Below are 16,988 nucleotides of genomic sequence, written 5' to 3'. Positions count from 1 at the left end.
TAGACCTACCAATTTTTTACTTGTTCAAAGATTTCCTCAGCTAGACTTTCACTTCTGGCAATGACTAAAATCGAGCTATCATCAGCCAAACAGCTGAAAATTTTGTCCACAAAAGTCTCGATTAACTGAGCTTTTACAAAAGCCGTATTTCCTGGAATAACTTGGAGATTGATCATCTTATCCATCAATTCAGCTGATTCAATATTGTCTTCAGCTAGTTGCAAACTTTTCACGATTGATTTTGGCAATTCATAGACATAGGTGTTGTCTCTCAAAGGGATTTTGACAATACCTAGTTCTTTGATATCTCGTGATACCGTCGCTTGAGTGGCAGTGATGCCTGCTTCTTTCAAATGTTCTACAATTTCTTCTTGTGTACCGATTTGATAATCTGTCACAAATCGTCTAATTTTTTCAAGTCTCTCTTTTTTATTCATTTTTAAATTGACTATGCGCCCTCTCTACTACTTCTTCAATCTCAGCAAGAACCTGATTGCTTGCTGACTCTTCTTTTTTCAAATACGCTAAAAATTCAATATTTCCATGACCACCTTGGATGGGAGAAAAGTCCAATCCAAGGACTGAAAAGCCTTCCTCTACTGCCATAGCTGTGACAGATTCAAGAACATTCTGGTGCACCTTAGCATCTCGAATAATTCCATTTTTCCCAATTTGCTCACGGCCTGCCTCAAACTGGGGCTTAACCAAAGCCACAACCTGACCTTGATCAGATAACACACGGTGTAAGGCCGGCAAAATCAGACTAAGGGAAATAAAACTCACATCAATACTGGCAAAGCTCGGTTCCTGCTCGAAATCAGTCTTTTCTGCATAGCGGAAATTGAACTGCTCCATGCTGACAACTCGTGGGTCTTGGCGTAGTTTCCAAGCCAACTGGTTGGTACCAACATCGACTGCAAAGACCAACTCAGCACCATTTTGCAACATGACATCGGTAAAACCTCCAGTAGAGGCACCGATATCAATCGTTGTTACCCCTTCTACTGACAAATCAAAGACCTGCAAGGCCTTCTCCAGTTTCAAGCCACCACGACTGACATACTTGAGTTTCTCCCCCTTGAGTTTCAGCTCAGTGTCGTCCGGGATTTTCTCTCCTGGTTTGTCAAACCGTTCTCCATTCAGGACTGCTACGACTAGACCAGCCATGACACCGCGCTTCGCCTGTTCTCGCGTTTCAAACAAGCCCTGTTTATAAGCTAGTACATCCACTCTTTCCTTAGCCATTGATTCTCAAACTTTCTACTACACTAACAATCGATTCTATCTCAAAGGGAACCTGCTGGGCAATTTCTTCTAATTTTGCATTAGCTTGATCCAAGGTTTGGTTACAAAAGGCAATTGCCTCTTCCAAGCCTAACAAGGCTGGGTAGGTTGACTTCTCTGCCTGCAAGTCCTTTTGTGGAGTCTTGCCGATTTCCTCAAAACTAGCTGTCACATCTAGCACATCGTCTCTAACTTGAAAGGCAAGTCCAATCAATTCGCCAACAGTTTTCAGCTTCACCTGCATTTCAGGTACTAATTCAGCTATAATGGCTGCAGCTTGGAAGGGATAAGCTAGTAACTTCCCAGTTTTATTGGCATGAATGGTTTGGAGCTCTTCCAAAGACAAATGCTGGTGTTCCCCTTCCATGTCCAAAACCTGCCCTGCTACCATGCCTAAACTTCCTGAAGCAAGCGATAAGTTGGCAATCAAGTCCACCTTGATCTGACTTGGCAAATCTGCCTGCGCTATCAAGGCGTAAGGATCTAGGAACAAGGCATCTCCTGCCAAAATGGCCATAGCTTCACCGAATTTCTTGTGATTTGTCAAGCGTCCCCGACGATAATCATCATCATCCATAGCAGGAAGGTCATCGTGAATCAAGCTCCCTGTATGAATCATTTCCAAGGCAGCAGCCACCTGCGCGTGAGCAGGTTTAATAGCGACCTGCAAGGCTTCCAAAACTTCCAACAAGAGAAAAGGCCGAATACGCTTGCCACCAGCATGAATGGAATAGAGAACCGACTCTCTCAAACTAGAGGCAAACTGCTGGTCTCCATAAAAGTCTTCCAAAGCCGACTCAACAAGAGCTAATTTTTCTTGCTTTTTCATTCAAAATCACTTTCTGTTCCGTCTTCTTGCATGACCTTGACCAAGGTCTTTTCAGCCTTGTCCAGCGTCGCTTGGAGCTCTTTTGACAAGACCATGCCCTTTTGAAAGGCTGCAATCGCATCTTCCAAAGCAATTTCACCATTTTCCAAACTTTGGACAATAGTCTCCAGTTCTGCAAGATTTTCCTCAAATTTCTTTTGTTTTGACATCTTTAACCTCTAATTCTACTTGACCATCTCGCATCAAAAGCGTCACTTGGTCTTTTTTCTTCAAACTCTCAACCGAATCTACAACGGACTCTTCTTTTTTGACAATAGCATAACCACGCGCCACGATTCGGCTAGTATCCAACATCAACAAGGCTTCCGAAAGTCGCTTCACTTCAGCAACCTTGGCATCATAAACCAGCGCCATTTGGCTACGTAGGAGCTTGTCTAACTGACCTAGACGATCTTGATAACGTTGAATTTTGGTAACAGGTGATAACTGAACCAGTCGATGCGTCCTTGCTTGGACTAATTGGTTGCTATCGGAAATCCGTGTTCGCAAACTTTGTTTTAAGCGCAGTTGCAGCTGATCCAAGCGTTGCAAATAACCGTCATACAAGCGCTCTGGCTGTCTAAAGATAACAGACTGACTGCATTTTTTTAAAGCTTCTTGTTTCTTCGATAGGACATTTCGGACTGCCGTTGCCATCCGTTTTTCCTGATTTTGCAAATGAGCTAATAGATCCAACTTGGTCACAGGTGTAGCCAGTTCAGCAGCTGCTGTTGGAGTTGCAGCGCGGCGATCTGCCACAAAATCCGCCAAGGTCACATCTGTCTCATGCCCCACACTAGAAATAACTGGCAAACGAGATTCAAAAATAGCTCGTACCACAGTCTCTTCGTTAAAGGCCCAGAGATCCTCTATGGAACCACCACCACGACCAATAATGAGCAAATCCAAATCGTCACGTTGATTGGCACGGGCAATATTTCTAGCAATTTCCTCCGCAGAACCCTCACCTTGAACCTTAGTTGGATAAAGTAAGATATCGACACCTGGAAATCGCCTGCTGACTGTCGTGATAATATCTCGAATAACGGCTCCACTACGGCTGGTTACCACACCAATTCGCTTAGCAAATTGGGGCAGAGCTTGCTTGAAGCGTTCTTGAAACAGGCCTTCTTCAGTTAGTTTTTTCTTGAGTTGTTCAAACTGAATCGCGAGCGCCCCAACCCCGTCAGGCTCAGCCTTTTCAATGATAATGGAGTAGCTACCGCTCGGTTCATAGACCTGTACACGACCAATCACATTGATCTTCATTCCTTCTTCCAGGTCGAAACCTAATTTCTGATAGGTCCCTGACCAGATGGTCGCTTGAATAACTGCGTGGTCATCTTTTAGGGAGAAATATTGGTGAGTAGGTCGTTTACGAAAGTTGGAAACTTGACCAGTTAAATAGACCCGTTCCAAGTAAGGGTCTTTATCGAATTTCATTTTCAGATACTTGGTCAAAGTTGTTACCGATAAATACTTTTCCATCTCCACCTACTATTCATTTTCTTGCTCTTTCATGGGTATTATTATACCAAAAATATGCCTAAAAATCTCCATTTATGTACCATTATGAGGGGAAAATAAAAAAAGGAGGCAAGGCCTCCACATCTGTTTATTTGCTGTTTCGTGCTTCTTCCAAAATCTTCGCAATCTTGGTTGTCAAAAGGTCGATAGCCACTGTATTGCTGACTCCCTCAGGAATGACGATATCAGCATAACGCTTGGTTGGTTCGATAAACTGATGGTACATAGGTTTGACCACACCTAAATACTGGTCAATAACGCTATCCAAACTACGGCCACGCTCTTCCATATCACGCTTGATCCGACGAATAATACGCACATCATCATCCGTATCCACAAAAATCTTGATATCCATCAAATCACGCAGACGCTTGTCTTCCAAGACCAAAATCCCCTCAACGATAAAGACATCTTGAGGTTCTTGACGATAGGTCTTGCTACTTCGTGTATGCTCTGTATAGTCATAAGTCGGAATGTCCACCGGACGCCCTGCCAACAATTCCTTAATCTGCTCAATCATCAAGTCTGTATCAAAGGCAAAAGGATGGTCATAGTTGGTTTTGACACGCTCTTCAAAGGTCAAATGAGACTGATCCTTATAGTATGAATCATGCTCAATCATGGAAATCTTTTCATCAGGAAAATGCGATAAAATGGCTCTTGAAACACTGGTCTTACCTCCACCAGAACCACCTGTCACTCCGATAATGATTGGTCTATTTTGCATGCTATCCTCCGTTTTTTTATCCGTGGTCTATTCTATCACATTTTTTACAAAATTTATAGTCTGATTTGGATAGTCTAGGGGAAACAACACTCCCTACACCTCAGTTAGACTAGCTAAAAACCTTCCTTGGCTTGTAGAGATTGTCCCGTTTTTCTAGAATGGCTAACAATTTATCTTCTTCAAAAGCAGCTAATTCTTGTTCTGTTTGTTCGAGCTCTATAAAACGACCAAAGCGTACTTCTGTAGCCTCTTCTGGAGTTAGTAAAACTTTGACGAGGTCTCCTGTCCCAATCTCTAGAGGATGGAGAAAGTCCAGTTGACCAATCTCCACTCTTTCAGCAATTTCTTCCAATGTAAGAGCATCTTCAAGCTGTAGACCGGCAGCACTAGTCCGTGTCAAATGTGACATATGGGCCGCATAGCCAAGTTTTTCTCCCAAGTCAACTGATAAAGTGCGAATATAAGTTCCCTTACTGCATTTCACACGAAAAGTAAAGCGTGCAAGTTCACCATCATAAGAAATCGGACTTGTCCGCTCAAAGCTATAAATAGTTACCTGACGTTCTGGACGCTCCACTTCCTGACCAGCACGCGCATACTCATAGAGCTTACGACCATTGACCTTAACAGCCGAATACATAGGGGGAATCTGAGTAATAAGCCCAGTCAAGCTAGCAATCGCTTCATCGACAATGGTTTCATCCAAGGGCGACAAAACAGGGGTCTCTGCGACCACTTCCCCACTGGCATCCTCAGTCGTTGTTGAATAGCCCAGAGTGATTTCCCCCTCATAGACCTTGCCCTCATCCTGCATAAATTCGACCATGCGTGTCGCTTTGCCAACCGCAATAGGCAGAACTCCCACTACATCCGGATCCAAGGTCCCACCATGACCGATTTTCTTGATTCCCAAAATCTTACGCAGTTTAAAAACCGCATCATGCGAGGTCATCCCCGCTTCTTTTTTTAAGTTGATAATACCGTTCATTTTTGCTTTCTCACTCCCCCTTCAATGCTTCAAATTTCGCTTTCATGGTTGGATTTTTCCGGGTCAATTTTTTAACTGAAACATCTTCCAGTTTATTATTTGCAAGACGAAGTTGGTTTTCGGATGTGGTCAGGAATTTCTTAACCTCTTCCATACGCTTAATGGCCTTGTCGATTTCATCAATAGCTTTGCCAAAGTTGGTCGAAGCTGAATTATAGTTCTTAGCAAAAGCTAGCTTGAAGGCATCCAAATCTTCCTCAAAATGCGTAATATCAATATTTTGCTCCCGAACTAAGGCCAACTCCTGCTTGTATTTCAAAGAATTAAGCGCCGCATTACGCAAGAGTCCAATCAGCTGAATAAAGAACTGAGGGCGAACCACATACATCTTTTCATACTCGTGGCTGACGTCAACAATCCCTGTGTTAAAGTAATCGTTATCGGCCTCAAGCATGGTCACCAGAACGGCATATTCGCAATTCTTTTCACGACGGTCCTTGTCCAATTCCTTGTAAAAATCTGCGTTCTTATGCTTCTTCTCTGTCCCGTCAGCTTCGTTTTTCATCTCAAACATGATAGAAATGATTTCTACTCCATTTTCATCACTCTCACGGAAAATAAAGTCCCCCTTAGACCCACGCGCAGAGACCTTGTTATCCTTCTCAAAGTAGGCATTTGGAAAGGCAAAACTGCGGACCTTGTTAAACTCACTTTCCGCATACTGTTCCAGACTTTCACCGATAGCCTTGGTAGATTGTTGAGCCTTAAAATTCTTGTAAAATTCGACTTGTTCACTAGCTGCTTTAAGTTGGGCTTCGTAATTCTGCTTAACAGAAGCCAAAGACAACTCATTTTCCTTTTCTTGCAATAGCAACTGATTTTTGACCTGATCTCGTTCTTTTTCAAGGTCAGAAAGGGTCTTTTGCAGTTGATTTTCATGCTCCAAACGCAAGGTGGCCAATTGGTTTTCCAAGGACTGTACTTCCTTGTCCTTAGCCAAGAGAGCCTGATGGCTTGTCTGTTCAACCTCTTTCTTAGCCAACTCTTTCTCTGTATCAAAGTTTTGGATTTGACTCTGCAATTGCGCGATTTCTTGGTCTTTTTGAGCTAGTTTAGACTGTTGCTCATTCATAGCCTTTTGCTCAGCCAAGGCTAGTTCCTGCCTCATGCGATCGTGCAGTTCCTTATCAAACTCTGCCGTTCTTACTTGGGACAAGAGTTCGGCATACTGGCTTTCATTTACTGTAAAAACTTCCCCACAGTTGGGACATTTGATTTCGTTCATATCTTTCCTCTTTCTAGACTTCTGTAACCATTATATCATGCCTGAGGGAAAATCAAAAACAGTGAGTCGAAACCCACTGTTTATCTTCTTTTACTTTAAATTTTTTCTAAGGCCAATCCCCAAGCAAAGACAAATGGGAAGAGGAAGCGTCCACTACCTGGTGCGATTTTATTAATCAAGTCAGCCCCAACTGCACCAGCAGCTGTACTGAAGGTTAAAAATGCACCTGCAAACATAGAACGAATCGCATACTTAAATTTGCTTTTATTATAAAGACTTTCCTTCTTCTTACAAGCAAATTCAATCTTTGAGATAAATTCTGAAGAAACCATAATAAACTCCTAAAACTTTTATTTGTGATAATTATATCACAAACTTTAGAATTAAGGAAACGTTTTCTGTATTTCATAAAAGTTTATTTTACAAAAATATTAAAAGAATCAATGAAACTTAATCTTCACTGATTCTTTTAGAACTAATAAAATTGTTTATATGGTTGATTGAAGGCTGTTAAAATTTCGTCAGATGTTTGTGAATAATCTTTTGTTTCTTTCAAATCACCCTTTACAATGATCCGCTCAGTAGCTGCTGCATCCTCACAAGTTACTAAAGTAATTTCATCAACACCAGTTCGGTCATCAATTTCATCTACTCTATCTGGTGTAACTCGTTTCACTTCACTAATTTCATAGGTATACACTTTATTCTTATCTGTCAAGTGAATTTTCATCCCTTTTTTCGCACGATCTAGTGGAGAAAAAAGCATCTGACTAGCATTATCACCTGTGAAAATATGATGGCTAGCTAATGAATAATTCCCTTTACCCATTTCTTGGTCACGCTTCATGGTACCCGCACCATATAAAAGATTGACATTTGCAATCCCCTTAAAGATAGGTAAATTAATTTCAAGCTCAGGTATTGCAATTCCTCCGATAACAGGTAATTTTTGATTATCCCATTGAGAGGCTAAAACAGCTTCAGAGGAAATGGCTTTTACTGAATCAAAATCAAAATTTCCCTCTGTGTCCTGATTTTCTTCTATTTTTTCTTTTGATACTTGACTAACTTGGTATTTATTACTATTCCAAGCAATAAAAGCGTCACGAATCTTTGCATTAAAAATTAAAGCAATAGAGATCAGTATGAGAAAAACAGCCAATATATTTGTCAGCAGATTTTTTCGTTTGTTTTTCTTCTTATTATTTTTTTGAGACATTATGCTTCACCTTCTGTTTCGTTTTCTGTCCCAACTTCTTCTTTTTCTGATGCTGCTACCGTTGTAAAGGTCACAATTTTAGCATCTTGGTCCAGGCGCATCACCTTAACTCCCATAGTTGAGCGCCCTGTTTGTGAAATATTGGCAACGTTGGTTCGAATCATGACACCTGTATCAGTGATAATCATCAGGTCTTCATCACCTTTAACAGTCAAAAGACCTGCAAGAGAACCGTTCTTTTCTGTAATCTTAGCGGTTTGCATCCCTTTACCACCACGACCTTTAGTTGGATATTCGGTCGCAACTGTTCGCTTACCATACCCCTTTTCTGTGATGATAAGAACCTCGTCCTGGTCTGTAATCACACTAGCACCAACAACTGTGTCTCCGTCACGAAGGTTAACACCTTTCACACCAGTGGCGATACGACTCATACCACGAACAGCTGATTGATTAAAGCGAACTGCATAACCAAACTTTGTACCAATGATAATATCCGTGTCCTCTTCTGTCAGCAAGACATTAATCAACTCATCTTCATCTTTGAGGTTCAGTGCTTTAAGTCCATTTTGACGAATATTAGCAAATTCCTTAACGCTGGTTCTCTTCACAATACCATGACGAGTAGTGAAGAAGAGATAAGCATCATCACTACGTTCAGACTCAACATTAATGATGGTCTGGATACTTTCACCTTCATCTAATTTTAAAAGATTGACAATCGGCAATCCCTTAGCTGTACGGCCATACTCAGGAATTTCATAGCCTTTCAGGCGATAGACACGTCCTTTATTTGTAAAGAAGAGCAAATGATCATGCGTGCTAGTTGATACTAACTCACGAACAAAATCGTCATCCTTAACACCTGTGCCTTGAACACCGCGCCCCCCACGTTTTTGAGCGGTAAATTCGCCTTGGTCCAGACGTTTGATGTAACCCTTGTTAGACAGTGTAATTAAGACATCAGCTTCTTCAATCAAATCCTCATCTTCGAGGCTTAAGACTTCACCAACCATCAATTCAGTACGACGTTGGTCTCCAAACTTACGCTTGACTTCATCTAATTCATCTTTAATAATTTGAGAAACACGCTCTGGCTTAGCAAGAATATCTGCTAAATCGGCAATCAGAGCCAAGAGATCATCATACTCAGACTGAATCTTATCACGTTCCAAACCTGTCAAACGACGAAGACGCATATCAAGAATGGCTTGACTTTGACGTTCAGATAACTTGAATTTACTCATCAACTCAGCTTGTGCTTCCGCATCCGTTTCACTAGCACGGATGATACGAATCACTTCGTCGATGTGGTCTAGAGCAATCAAGAGACCTTCTAAAATATGAGCACGCGCTTCTGCTTTTTCCTTATCAAAACGAGTACGACGAACAACCACTTCTTTTTGGTGCTCGATATAAGCATCCAAAATCTGACGAAGAGACAAAATCTTCGGCACCCCATTTTGGATAGCAAGCATATTGAAACCAAAGTTGGTTTGCATCTGGGTCATCTTGAAGAGGTTATTGAGGATAATATTTGCGGATGCATCTCGTTTGACCTCGATTACGAAACGAACTCCTTCACGGTTTGACTCATCACGGACTGCTGTGATGCCCTCAATGCGTTTTTCCTGAACCAAACGAACAATATGCTCATGCACCTTGGTTTTATTAACCATGTAAGGAAATTCCGTTACAACGATGCGCTCACGGCCAGTCTTAGTTTCTTCAATTTCAGTACGAGAACGAAGCACAATGGAGCCCTTACCGGTTTCGTAAGCCTTATGTATACCCGATTTTCCCATGACAAGGGCACCAGTTGGAAAATCTGGACCAGGCAAGACTTCCATCAAATCCTTAGTGGTCACTTCAGGATTGTCCATGACCAACTTCACAGCATCAATAGTTTCACCCAAGTTATGAGGTGGAATATTGGTCGCCATACCGACAGCGATACCAGTAGCTCCATTAACTAAAAGATTTGGAAAACGAGCTGGAAGGACTAAAGGTTCACGTTCATTGGCATCATAGTTATCAACGAAATCAACCGTATTTTTATTGATATCACGAAGCATCTCCAGAGCAATCTTGCTCATACGTGCCTCAGTATAACGCTGGGCGGCAGCACCATCACCATCCATGGAACCAAAGTTCCCATGACCATCTACAAGCATGTAACGGTAACTCCACCATTGAGCCATACGGACCATGGCTTCATAGATAGAGGAATCCCCGTGTGGGTGATATTTACCCATAACATCCCCTGTAATACGAGCAGATTTTTTATGAGGTTTGTCTGGAGTAACACCCAGTTCATTCATTCCGTAGAGAATCCGACGGTGAACAGGTTTCAAGCCATCTCGAACATCAGGAAGAGCCCGCGCTACGATAACACTCATGGCGTAGTCGATAAAGCTCGTCTTCATCTCCTTTGTCAGATTGACATTCACTAAATTTCTATCCTGCATTAATAAATGCCTCATTTCACTATTAGTATAAAATATATTATACCATAATGTCCGCCATATTTCAGGTATCTAAAACCACTAAAACGTTTACATCAAGAACTGCAAAGCATATCCGTGACAAAGCTTTTTAAAAGTGATAGAATTGAAATAACTGGGGAAATCCCTGAATAAAATTAAGGAGATGTTTAGAATAATGACTTCAACTAAACAACACAAAAAAGTTATCCTTGTCGGTGATGGTGCTGTAGGTTCTTCTTACGCTTTTGCACTTGTTAACCAAGGAATTGCACAAGAGCTTGGAATTATCGAAATTCCACAATTGCATGAAAAAGCTGTTGGTGACGCGCTTGACCTTAGTCACGCCCTTGCTTTCACTTCACCTAAAAAAATCTATGCAGCTCAATACTCTGACTGTGCAGACGCTGACCTTGTTGTAATCACTGCAGGTGCGCCTCAAAAACCAGGTGAAACTCGTCTTGACCTTGTAGGTAAAAACCTTGCTATCAACAAATCAATCGTAACTCAAGTTGTTGAATCAGGTTTCAAAGGTATCTTCCTTGTTGCTGCTAACCCAGTTGACGTCTTGACTTACTCAACTTGGAAATTCTCTGGATTCCCTAAAGAACGCGTTATCGGTTCAGGAACTTCACTTGACTCAGCTCGTTTCCGTCAAGCACTTGCTGAAAAATTGGATGTTGATGCTCGTTCAGTGCACGCCTACATCATGGGTGAACACGGTGACTCTGAGTTCGCTGTTTGGTCACACGCTAACATCGCTGGTGTAAACCTTGAAGAATTCCTTAAAGACACTCAAAATGTTCAAGAAGCTGAATTGATTGAATTGTTCGAAGGTGTTCGTGATGCAGCTTACACAATCATCAACAAAAAGGGTGCAACATACTACGGTATCGCAGTAGCCCTTGCCCGTATTACTAAAGCAATCCTTGACGATGAAAACGCAGTACTTCCACTTTCAGTATTCCAAGAAGGTCAATACGGAGTTAAAAACGTCTTTATCGGTCAACCAGCTGTTGTTGGGGCACATGGTATTGTTCGTCCAGTAAATATCCCATTGAACGACGCAGAAACTCAAAAAATGCAAGCATCTGCTAAAGAATTACAAGCTATCATTGACGAAGCATGGAAAAACCCAGAATTCCAAGAAGCTTCTAAAAACTAATTGTAACTAGGTTCTCATTAAATGAGAACTCCACACCGAAGACAAACATCATTTTAGTGTTTGTCTTTTTTATTTCTCCAGCTCTACTATCCTTAAAATAAGTTGAACCCTTTATAAAATACTTTTCAATGCAAAACAAAAAACTTTCCCTCCCTGTTTTCCTTGCTTTTTCCGAACTAAGTCAATCTTAACTTCCAGTTGCTCACTTATAAACTTAGCTTGATTATCTAACACTTGGTAAGTATATTTGTGGTTATTGGATACGATTAAATCATAGATGAAGTAAAATCGAGAACTTACTCAACCTGACGAAGAATATAGTCTTGCGGAACGAGTCCCTCTAGCGTGTAAAAGACAACCTGATTGCGGTTATTGTCTGGATTTTCTTTATGAAACATAGGAAACATCTCACAACTTTTCTGACATCTATTATACGACTTTAGAAAAAATGCCCTTAGAAACTTTTAATCTAAGGGCTTTGTTTTCAGTCTGAGTTTCTTATAAAATGAGAACTTTTCTTTTTATTGTTATAAAATCTAAGATCGTACTTTTAAAAATATTACTTATCTCACTTCTTATGTATTGTATTGTAAATTCGAATACAAACACAACAACTCAAATATACTCTCACCATACAATAGATAAAATAACCTGTAGATGATACTATGAAAAATGATAAGATATAAATTTAAAACATTTTATTCCTGCAATCTCTCATGCAATTCTTGCATTTGAACATCGTCTGGAACCAGTTTTAAGTAAGCTTGTACATTGACTTTTGCTTCTTCGAAGTAGCCCAATTCACGCAAGAGATAGATATAGTGTTCCAGAAATTCTGGATTGTCCTTCAAATCACCTGCCAACTCTTGGTAATGATCATAGGCAGTATCCAAATCATCCATTTCTTGATAAGAACGAGCAATCATCCACTTGGTTAAAAGATTTTCTGGTTCCTCGCTCTGCAAGTCTAGAATATCCTCATAACGCTCCTGCTCTAGATAAATAGTTGCCAAACGAAGCAAGATTTCTTCCGTATCCTCAGCGTCTTCTTTTGCAGTCAGGAGATAATTTTCTGCCCCACTAGCATCATGCAATTCATAAGAGAATTGTGAAGCAGCCAACAAGAGACGAGTTTCAAAGGGATTTTTCTCTAAGCCTTGCTTAGCAATACGCAGGGCTTCTTGAACTTGATGTTCCTTATGTAAAGCCTGACTGTAACCATACTCATATCCTTCAAAATCAGGTGAAATGGTATCAAGTTGCTTAAAGTAGAGGACAGCTTTTTGGTATTCTTCTTGATCAAAGTAAAGACTGGCCAACTCAAAAGCTGTTAAATCATCATATTCTAACTCCAAGGCTTTTTCTAAAAACTCTGTAGCTGTTTCAAATTTCCCTAACTGGGCATAGGCAAAGCCAATCCGTTGATAGGTAGAAATGCCTGTTTGCTCATAAATAGTACGATTATCTAACTGGGCATAGCCTTGAATAGCTTCTTGGTAATTTTCCAACTCACTATCCAACTCTGCTAATCCCAATATCAAGAGAGGATCTTCTGAGTAAGTCAAGGCCTCCAATAATTTCTCACGCGCCACATCTGTCAAACCTTCCAGCTGGTAGAGGTCTGCTTTAAGTGCCAAAGCTGAAACATACCAGTCACTGTCTGCTTGGATTTCTTCAAGATAAGCAAAAGCTTCTTCGATTTGACCATCCTCGCTAGCAATTGCTGCTAGATTAAGATGAACCTCTGGAAAATCCTCTATGATTTTCAGGTAAATTTCCTTAGCCTGAGGATAGAAACCAATCCCTTCAAGATAGGTTGCCAACTCATACAAAAGGTCACTTGGATCATTTTCTAAAGCTTTGACGAAATAATGCTCAGCCTTGGTTAAATCTTGTTCCTCCAAAGCCTGTAACATCTGTTGACTATTGTTCACTCTTGACTTCCTCTCCCTCTAGTTCATATAGACCACTGACTAACTTATACCATTCAAAAATGGCTGAAATGACAACTTTAGCAGAAGCATAAACCGGAATACCGAGTAAAACTCCCCAAATACCAAACATAGATCCTGAAGTTAACAAGACAAAGAGAACATTAATAGGATGGATGTTTAATTGACTTCCCAAAATCAGTGGAGAAACAAAACGGCCTTCAATTGTTTGTTCTACGATAAAGACAATCACCACTTTTAAAAGCATGACTGGCCCAGCAATCAGGCCCAGAATTAAGGCAGGAAGCATGGCTAGGAAGCTACCCAGATAAGGAACCAGATTTAAAATACCAGCAGTAACCCCCAACGTAACTGCATAGCGTAGACCGATAATCTTGAAAAAGATGATAAACATTACTGCTACAATAATAGCCACTGTCACTTGCCCTCGAACATAGTTGGACAACTGTTGATTCACATCTGATAAAACTTGTCCAACAGGTTCCTTCAATTTTGTTGGCATGAATTGGGTCAAATAGTTGCGCAAACCTTTCCCATCACGCAAGAGATAAAAGAGCATGAACGGAACGATAATCAAGGCAACAATCACTTGAGATGCCCCGCTAATAAATGCACTCACCCAATTGACTGCCTGAGATGAAACCTTACTTGCCCAAACTGTAGCCTGACTAGAGAAGTTTGTTAAAACTTGCTCTAATTGAGGTCTGAAATCATCTGGTAAACGCTTGGTGACCAAATCATTAACAACTCTGTCTGCATCTTCGAGGTAGACTGGAACATTCCTTGCAAAACTTAAAACTTGACGTTGCAGATTTGGAATGGCGACTGCCAAGCCCCAAATGATAAAGAGAGCGATGATGACAAAGACAATACTGATTGCGATGACACGATTAATCTTATGCTTCTCCATCCAATCAACAATAGGATTTAATAAATAATATAGCAAACCAGATAGAATGACTGGCAACATCACAACTGCCAAAAAGTCTAGAACCGGTGAAAATAGAAAACTAATCTTGCTTAAAATAAAAAGATTCAGTCCCAATAATAAGGTTACCAAAAATACCGTAATTGCCTTGTTATCCAAAAACCATTTGAAAAACCAAGATAGGCTAAACTGTTTCTCTTTTTGCTCCATAAATACTTCCTTTCTATTATTCTCTCATTATACCATTTTTAAATCAAAATAACTGTTTTTTAAAGTGCTTACATTCCATTGAATTGCACCGCATAGCATATTATAAATTCATTTTGTGATATAATAGTCTTATCTTTTATATAGAGGTAAAGTTATGAAAGAAACTGTTTATTTTGGAACATACACACGTCGTACTTCCCAAGGGATTTACAAAGCAGACTTTGATACAGAAACTGGTCAACTTGCAAATCTAGAACTTTTTGCTCCTGAACCAAGTCCAACCTATCTTGCTTTTGATCAGCACCAACATTTATACACTGTTGGTAGCCAAGACGATAAGGGAGGAATCGCTGCCTATCAAACTGACGGTACCTTATTAAATCATGTCGTGGAAGAGGGAGCACCCCACTGTTATGTTGCCGTTGATGAAAAGCGTGATTTGGTGTACGCAGCAAACTACCACAAGGGACAGGTCCTTGTTTATAAACGTCAGGAAGATGGTCGTCTTCTACTTAGTGATGTGGATCAACACAGTGGCCAAGGTCCACATGAAAATCAAGCTTCTCCACATGTTCACTATACAGATTTAACACCTGACCACTATCTAGTGACTTGCGACTTGGGAACTGACCAAGTCATCACTTATGATCTTGATCAAGAAGGAAAATTATCTAAACTCTATACCTATCACAGCCAGCCAGGAGCAGGCTCACGCCATATTATTTTCCATAACCATTATAAAATTGCTTATCTCATTTGTGAACTCAATAGCACTATCGAGGTTCTAATCTACGATGGTGTTGGCGAATTTGAACGCATGCAAGTCATTTCAACTCTACCAGAAGGTTACAAAGGTTTTAATGGAACTGCTGCTATTCGTCTCTCTAAAGACGGTAAATACCTCTACGCTTCTAACCGTGGTCATGATTCTATCGCAGTATATACAATTCTTGCGGATGGTAGCTTAGAGTTGTTAGAAATCGTTCCGACACATGGTCAGACTCCACGTGATTTTGATTTGACGCCGGATCAAGAATTTGTCATTGCTGTCCATCAGGACTCTGACAATGTAACCGTCTTTAAACGCAATCCTGAAACTGGTCGTCTAGCAGAACTTTCTAATGACTTCCATGTCCCAGAAGCGGTCTGCATCAGTTTTGCTAATTAACATAATTATAACTGATCAACTAACGGAGCTACACACCAAAGACAAACATCATTTTAGTGTTTGTCTTTTTTATATTTTCTAAACTACTCCCCTAAAAAACTGAAAACTTTCTGCAAACACTTATCAATGAGAAATAAAAATTCTTCTCAGCCATCAATTAATTATCATGCATCTTACGGAGCGAAACAGAGTATTATTAGATTATAAAAAAGAACCTTGCAAAGCAAGATTCTTTTAGTGTCTGACTTAAATAATTGTTCTTCTGGGAACTAAATCGAATTAAGCTTCGATTTCTGTAACCATACCTGAACCAACAGTACGTCCACCCTCACGGATAGAGAATGTAGTACCTTGTTCTACGGCGATTGGGTGGATCAACTCAACGTCGATTGTCACGTTATCACCAGGCATTACCATTTCAGTACCTGCTGGAAGTTCGATTGAACCTGTAACGTCAGTAGTACGGAAGTAGAATTGTGGACGGTAGTTGTTGAAGAATGGAGTGTGACGTCCACCTTCTTCTTTAGTAAGGATGTAGACTTCACCTTTGAATTTAGTGTGTGGGTTGATTGAACCTGGTTTAGCGATAACTTGTCCACGTTCGATTTCATCACGTTGAACACCACGAAGAAGGACACCTACGTTATCTCCGGCAAGACCTTCATCAAGTTGTTTACGGAACATTTCAACACCAGTAACGACTGCTTTTTGAGTTTCTTCTTTGATACCAACGATTTCGATTTCGTCGTTGACTTTAACGATACCACGGTCGATACGTCCTGAAGCAACTGTACCACGTCCAGTGATTGAGAATACGTCTTCGACTGGAAGAAGCAATGGTTTGTCAGTGTCACGTTCTGGTTCTGGGATGTACTCATCAACTGTGTTCATCAATTCCATAACGATGTCTTCGTATTTAGTGTCACCTTCAAGGGCTTTAAGAGCTGAACCTTGGATAACTGGAAGATCGTCACCTGGGAAGTCGTATTCTGACAATAGGTCACGGATTTCCATTTCAACCAATTCAAGCAATTCTTCGTCGTCAACCAAGTCAACTTTGTTCATGAAGACGATAAGGTGTTTAACACCAACCTGACGTGAAAGAAGGATGTGCTCACGAGTTTGTGGCATTGGTCCGTCAGTTGAAGCTACTACAAGGATAGCTCCGTCCATTTGAGCGGCAC

Annotated in this window: 15 protein-coding genes and 1 pseudogene; 2 read left to right on the top strand and 14 right to left on the bottom strand. The window is 40.7% G+C overall.

Annotated elements, in window-relative coordinates; genetic code table 11:
* Positions 1–5 precede the first annotated feature (5 nt).
* The 11 genes and pseudogenes from PAN07_RS15755 to gyrA form a co-directional block, all read right to left on the bottom strand.
* Complete coding sequence (locus PAN07_RS15755) at positions 6–437, bottom strand: arginine repressor (protein WP_042901045.1); 432 nt, start codon at positions 435–437, stop codon at positions 6–8.
* The gene (locus tag PAN07_RS15750) at positions 430–1,245 is read right to left on the bottom strand and encodes a TlyA family RNA methyltransferase (protein WP_001041086.1); all 816 of its coding nucleotides are present in this window, start codon (positions 1,243–1,245) and stop codon (positions 430–432) included. The genes PAN07_RS15755 and PAN07_RS15750 overlap by 8 nt, the downstream gene beginning before the upstream one ends.
* Positions 1,238–2,113 carry a polyprenyl synthetase family protein gene (locus PAN07_RS15745; RefSeq protein ID WP_024057654.1) on the bottom strand — a complete coding sequence of 292 codons (876 nt, stop codon included), beginning with the start codon at positions 2,111–2,113 and terminating at the stop codon, positions 1,238–1,240. The genes PAN07_RS15750 and PAN07_RS15745 overlap by 8 nt, the downstream gene beginning before the upstream one ends.
* On the bottom strand, positions 2,110–2,322 hold the full coding sequence (locus PAN07_RS15740; RefSeq protein ID WP_000043226.1) for an exodeoxyribonuclease VII small subunit: 213 nt from the start codon (positions 2,320–2,322) through the stop codon (positions 2,110–2,112). Before PAN07_RS15740 ends, PAN07_RS15745 begins: the two co-directional genes overlap by 4 nt.
* Complete coding sequence (xseA, locus tag PAN07_RS15735) at positions 2,300–3,640, bottom strand: exodeoxyribonuclease VII large subunit (RefSeq protein WP_269798299.1); 1,341 nt, start codon at positions 3,638–3,640, stop codon at positions 2,300–2,302. The genes PAN07_RS15740 and xseA overlap by 23 nt, the downstream gene beginning before the upstream one ends.
* Before the next feature lie 127 nt (positions 3,641–3,767).
* Complete coding sequence (gene udk, locus PAN07_RS15730) at positions 3,768–4,406, bottom strand: uridine kinase (protein WP_001181376.1); 639 nt, start codon at positions 4,404–4,406, stop codon at positions 3,768–3,770.
* 109 nt (positions 4,407–4,515) lie between these two features.
* The gene (truB, locus tag PAN07_RS15725; protein ID WP_269798298.1) at positions 4,516–5,394 is read right to left on the bottom strand and encodes a tRNA pseudouridine(55) synthase TruB; all 879 of its coding nucleotides are present in this window, start codon (positions 5,392–5,394) and stop codon (positions 4,516–4,518) included.
* Between the two features lie 10 nt (positions 5,395–5,404).
* Positions 5,405–6,679: a DUF2130 domain-containing protein gene (locus PAN07_RS15720; RefSeq protein ID WP_084862348.1), complete on the bottom strand. Its 1,275-nt coding sequence runs from the start codon at positions 6,677–6,679 to the stop codon at positions 5,405–5,407.
* 110 nt (positions 6,680–6,789) lie between these two features.
* Positions 6,790–7,011, bottom strand: a pseudogene (locus tag PAN07_RS15715) (transporter); the annotation flags it as partial.
* 143 nt (positions 7,012–7,154) lie between these two features.
* The gene (locus tag PAN07_RS15710; RefSeq protein ID WP_084862353.1) at positions 7,155–7,898 is read right to left on the bottom strand and encodes a class A sortase; all 744 of its coding nucleotides are present in this window, start codon (positions 7,896–7,898) and stop codon (positions 7,155–7,157) included.
* Positions 7,898–10,366, bottom strand: a complete 2,469-nt coding sequence (gene gyrA, locus PAN07_RS15705) for a DNA gyrase subunit A (RefSeq protein WP_084862355.1) — start codon at positions 10,364–10,366, stop codon at positions 7,898–7,900. Before gyrA ends, PAN07_RS15710 begins: the two co-directional genes overlap by 1 nt.
* 193 nt (positions 10,367–10,559) lie before the next feature.
* Here gyrA and PAN07_RS15700 point away from each other — a divergent pair, with 193 nt between their 5' ends.
* Entirely contained in the window at positions 10,560–11,546 is a 987-nt protein-coding gene (locus PAN07_RS15700; RefSeq protein WP_023942623.1) for an L-lactate dehydrogenase, read from the top strand.
* Between the two features lie 698 nt (positions 11,547–12,244).
* On the opposite strand, the gene PAN07_RS15695 is transcribed toward PAN07_RS15700, so the two are convergent.
* Entirely contained in the window at positions 12,245–13,480 is a 1,236-nt protein-coding gene (locus PAN07_RS15695; protein ID WP_247933384.1) for a tetratricopeptide repeat protein, read from the bottom strand.
* Positions 13,470–14,636 carry an AI-2E family transporter gene (locus tag PAN07_RS15690; protein ID WP_247933385.1) on the bottom strand — a complete coding sequence of 389 codons (1,167 nt, stop codon included), beginning with the start codon at positions 14,634–14,636 and terminating at the stop codon, positions 13,470–13,472. Before PAN07_RS15690 ends, PAN07_RS15695 begins: the two co-directional genes overlap by 11 nt.
* 154 nt (positions 14,637–14,790) lie before the next feature.
* On the opposite strand from PAN07_RS15690, the gene PAN07_RS15685 reads away from it, so the two are divergent.
* Complete coding sequence (locus tag PAN07_RS15685) at positions 14,791–15,804, top strand: lactonase family protein (RefSeq protein WP_265465760.1); 1,014 nt, start codon at positions 14,791–14,793, stop codon at positions 15,802–15,804.
* 279 nt (positions 15,805–16,083) lie between these two features.
* On the opposite strand, the gene tuf is transcribed toward PAN07_RS15685, so the two are convergent.
* The coding region (gene tuf / locus PAN07_RS15680; protein WP_269798297.1) for an elongation factor Tu at positions 16,084–16,988 on the bottom strand (905 nt) is incomplete at its 5' end.

It is taken from the genome of Streptococcus sp. SM5 (assembly GCF_027497975.1).
This window is presented reverse-complemented; position numbering and strand designations above follow the sequence as displayed.

What these genes read in the sequence shown, in the direction of transcription:
- PAN07_RS15720 (WP_084862348.1), bottom strand. Translation starts at nt 6,679, where the DNA reads ATGAACGAAATCAAATGTCCCAACTGTGGGGAAGTTTTTACAGTAAAT.
- PAN07_RS15690 (WP_247933385.1), bottom strand. Translation starts at nt 14,636, where the DNA reads ATGGAGCAAAAAGAGAAACAGTTTAGCCTATCTTGGTTTTTCAAATGG.
- PAN07_RS15755 (WP_042901045.1), bottom strand. Translation starts at nt 437, where the DNA reads ATGAATAAAAAAGAGAGACTTGAAAAAATTAGACGATTTGTGACAGAT.
- PAN07_RS15710 (WP_084862353.1), bottom strand. Translation starts at nt 7,898, where the DNA reads ATGTCTCAAAAAAATAATAAGAAGAAAAACAAACGAAAAAATCTGCTG.
- PAN07_RS15685 (WP_265465760.1), top strand. Translation starts at nt 14,791, where the DNA reads ATGAAAGAAACTGTTTATTTTGGAACATACACACGTCGTACTTCCCAA.
- PAN07_RS15745 (WP_024057654.1), bottom strand. Translation starts at nt 2,113, where the DNA reads ATGAAAAAGCAAGAAAAATTAGCTCTTGTTGAGTCGGCTTTGGAAGAC.
- PAN07_RS15750 (WP_001041086.1), bottom strand. Translation starts at nt 1,245, where the DNA reads ATGGCTAAGGAAAGAGTGGATGTACTAGCTTATAAACAGGGCTTGTTT.
- udk (WP_001181376.1), bottom strand. Translation starts at nt 4,406, where the DNA reads ATGCAAAATAGACCAATCATTATCGGAGTGACAGGTGGTTCTGGTGGA.
- gyrA (WP_084862355.1), bottom strand. Translation starts at nt 10,366, where the DNA reads ATGCAGGATAGAAATTTAGTGAATGTCAATCTGACAAAGGAGATGAAG.
- xseA (WP_269798299.1), bottom strand. Translation starts at nt 3,640, where the DNA reads ATGGAAAAGTATTTATCGGTAACAACTTTGACCAAGTATCTGAAAATG.
- PAN07_RS15740 (WP_000043226.1), bottom strand. Translation starts at nt 2,322, where the DNA reads ATGTCAAAACAAAAGAAATTTGAGGAAAATCTTGCAGAACTGGAGACT.
- PAN07_RS15700 (WP_023942623.1), top strand. Translation starts at nt 10,560, where the DNA reads ATGACTTCAACTAAACAACACAAAAAAGTTATCCTTGTCGGTGATGGT.
- truB (WP_269798298.1), bottom strand. Translation starts at nt 5,394, where the DNA reads ATGAACGGTATTATCAACTTAAAAAAAGAAGCGGGGATGACCTCGCAT.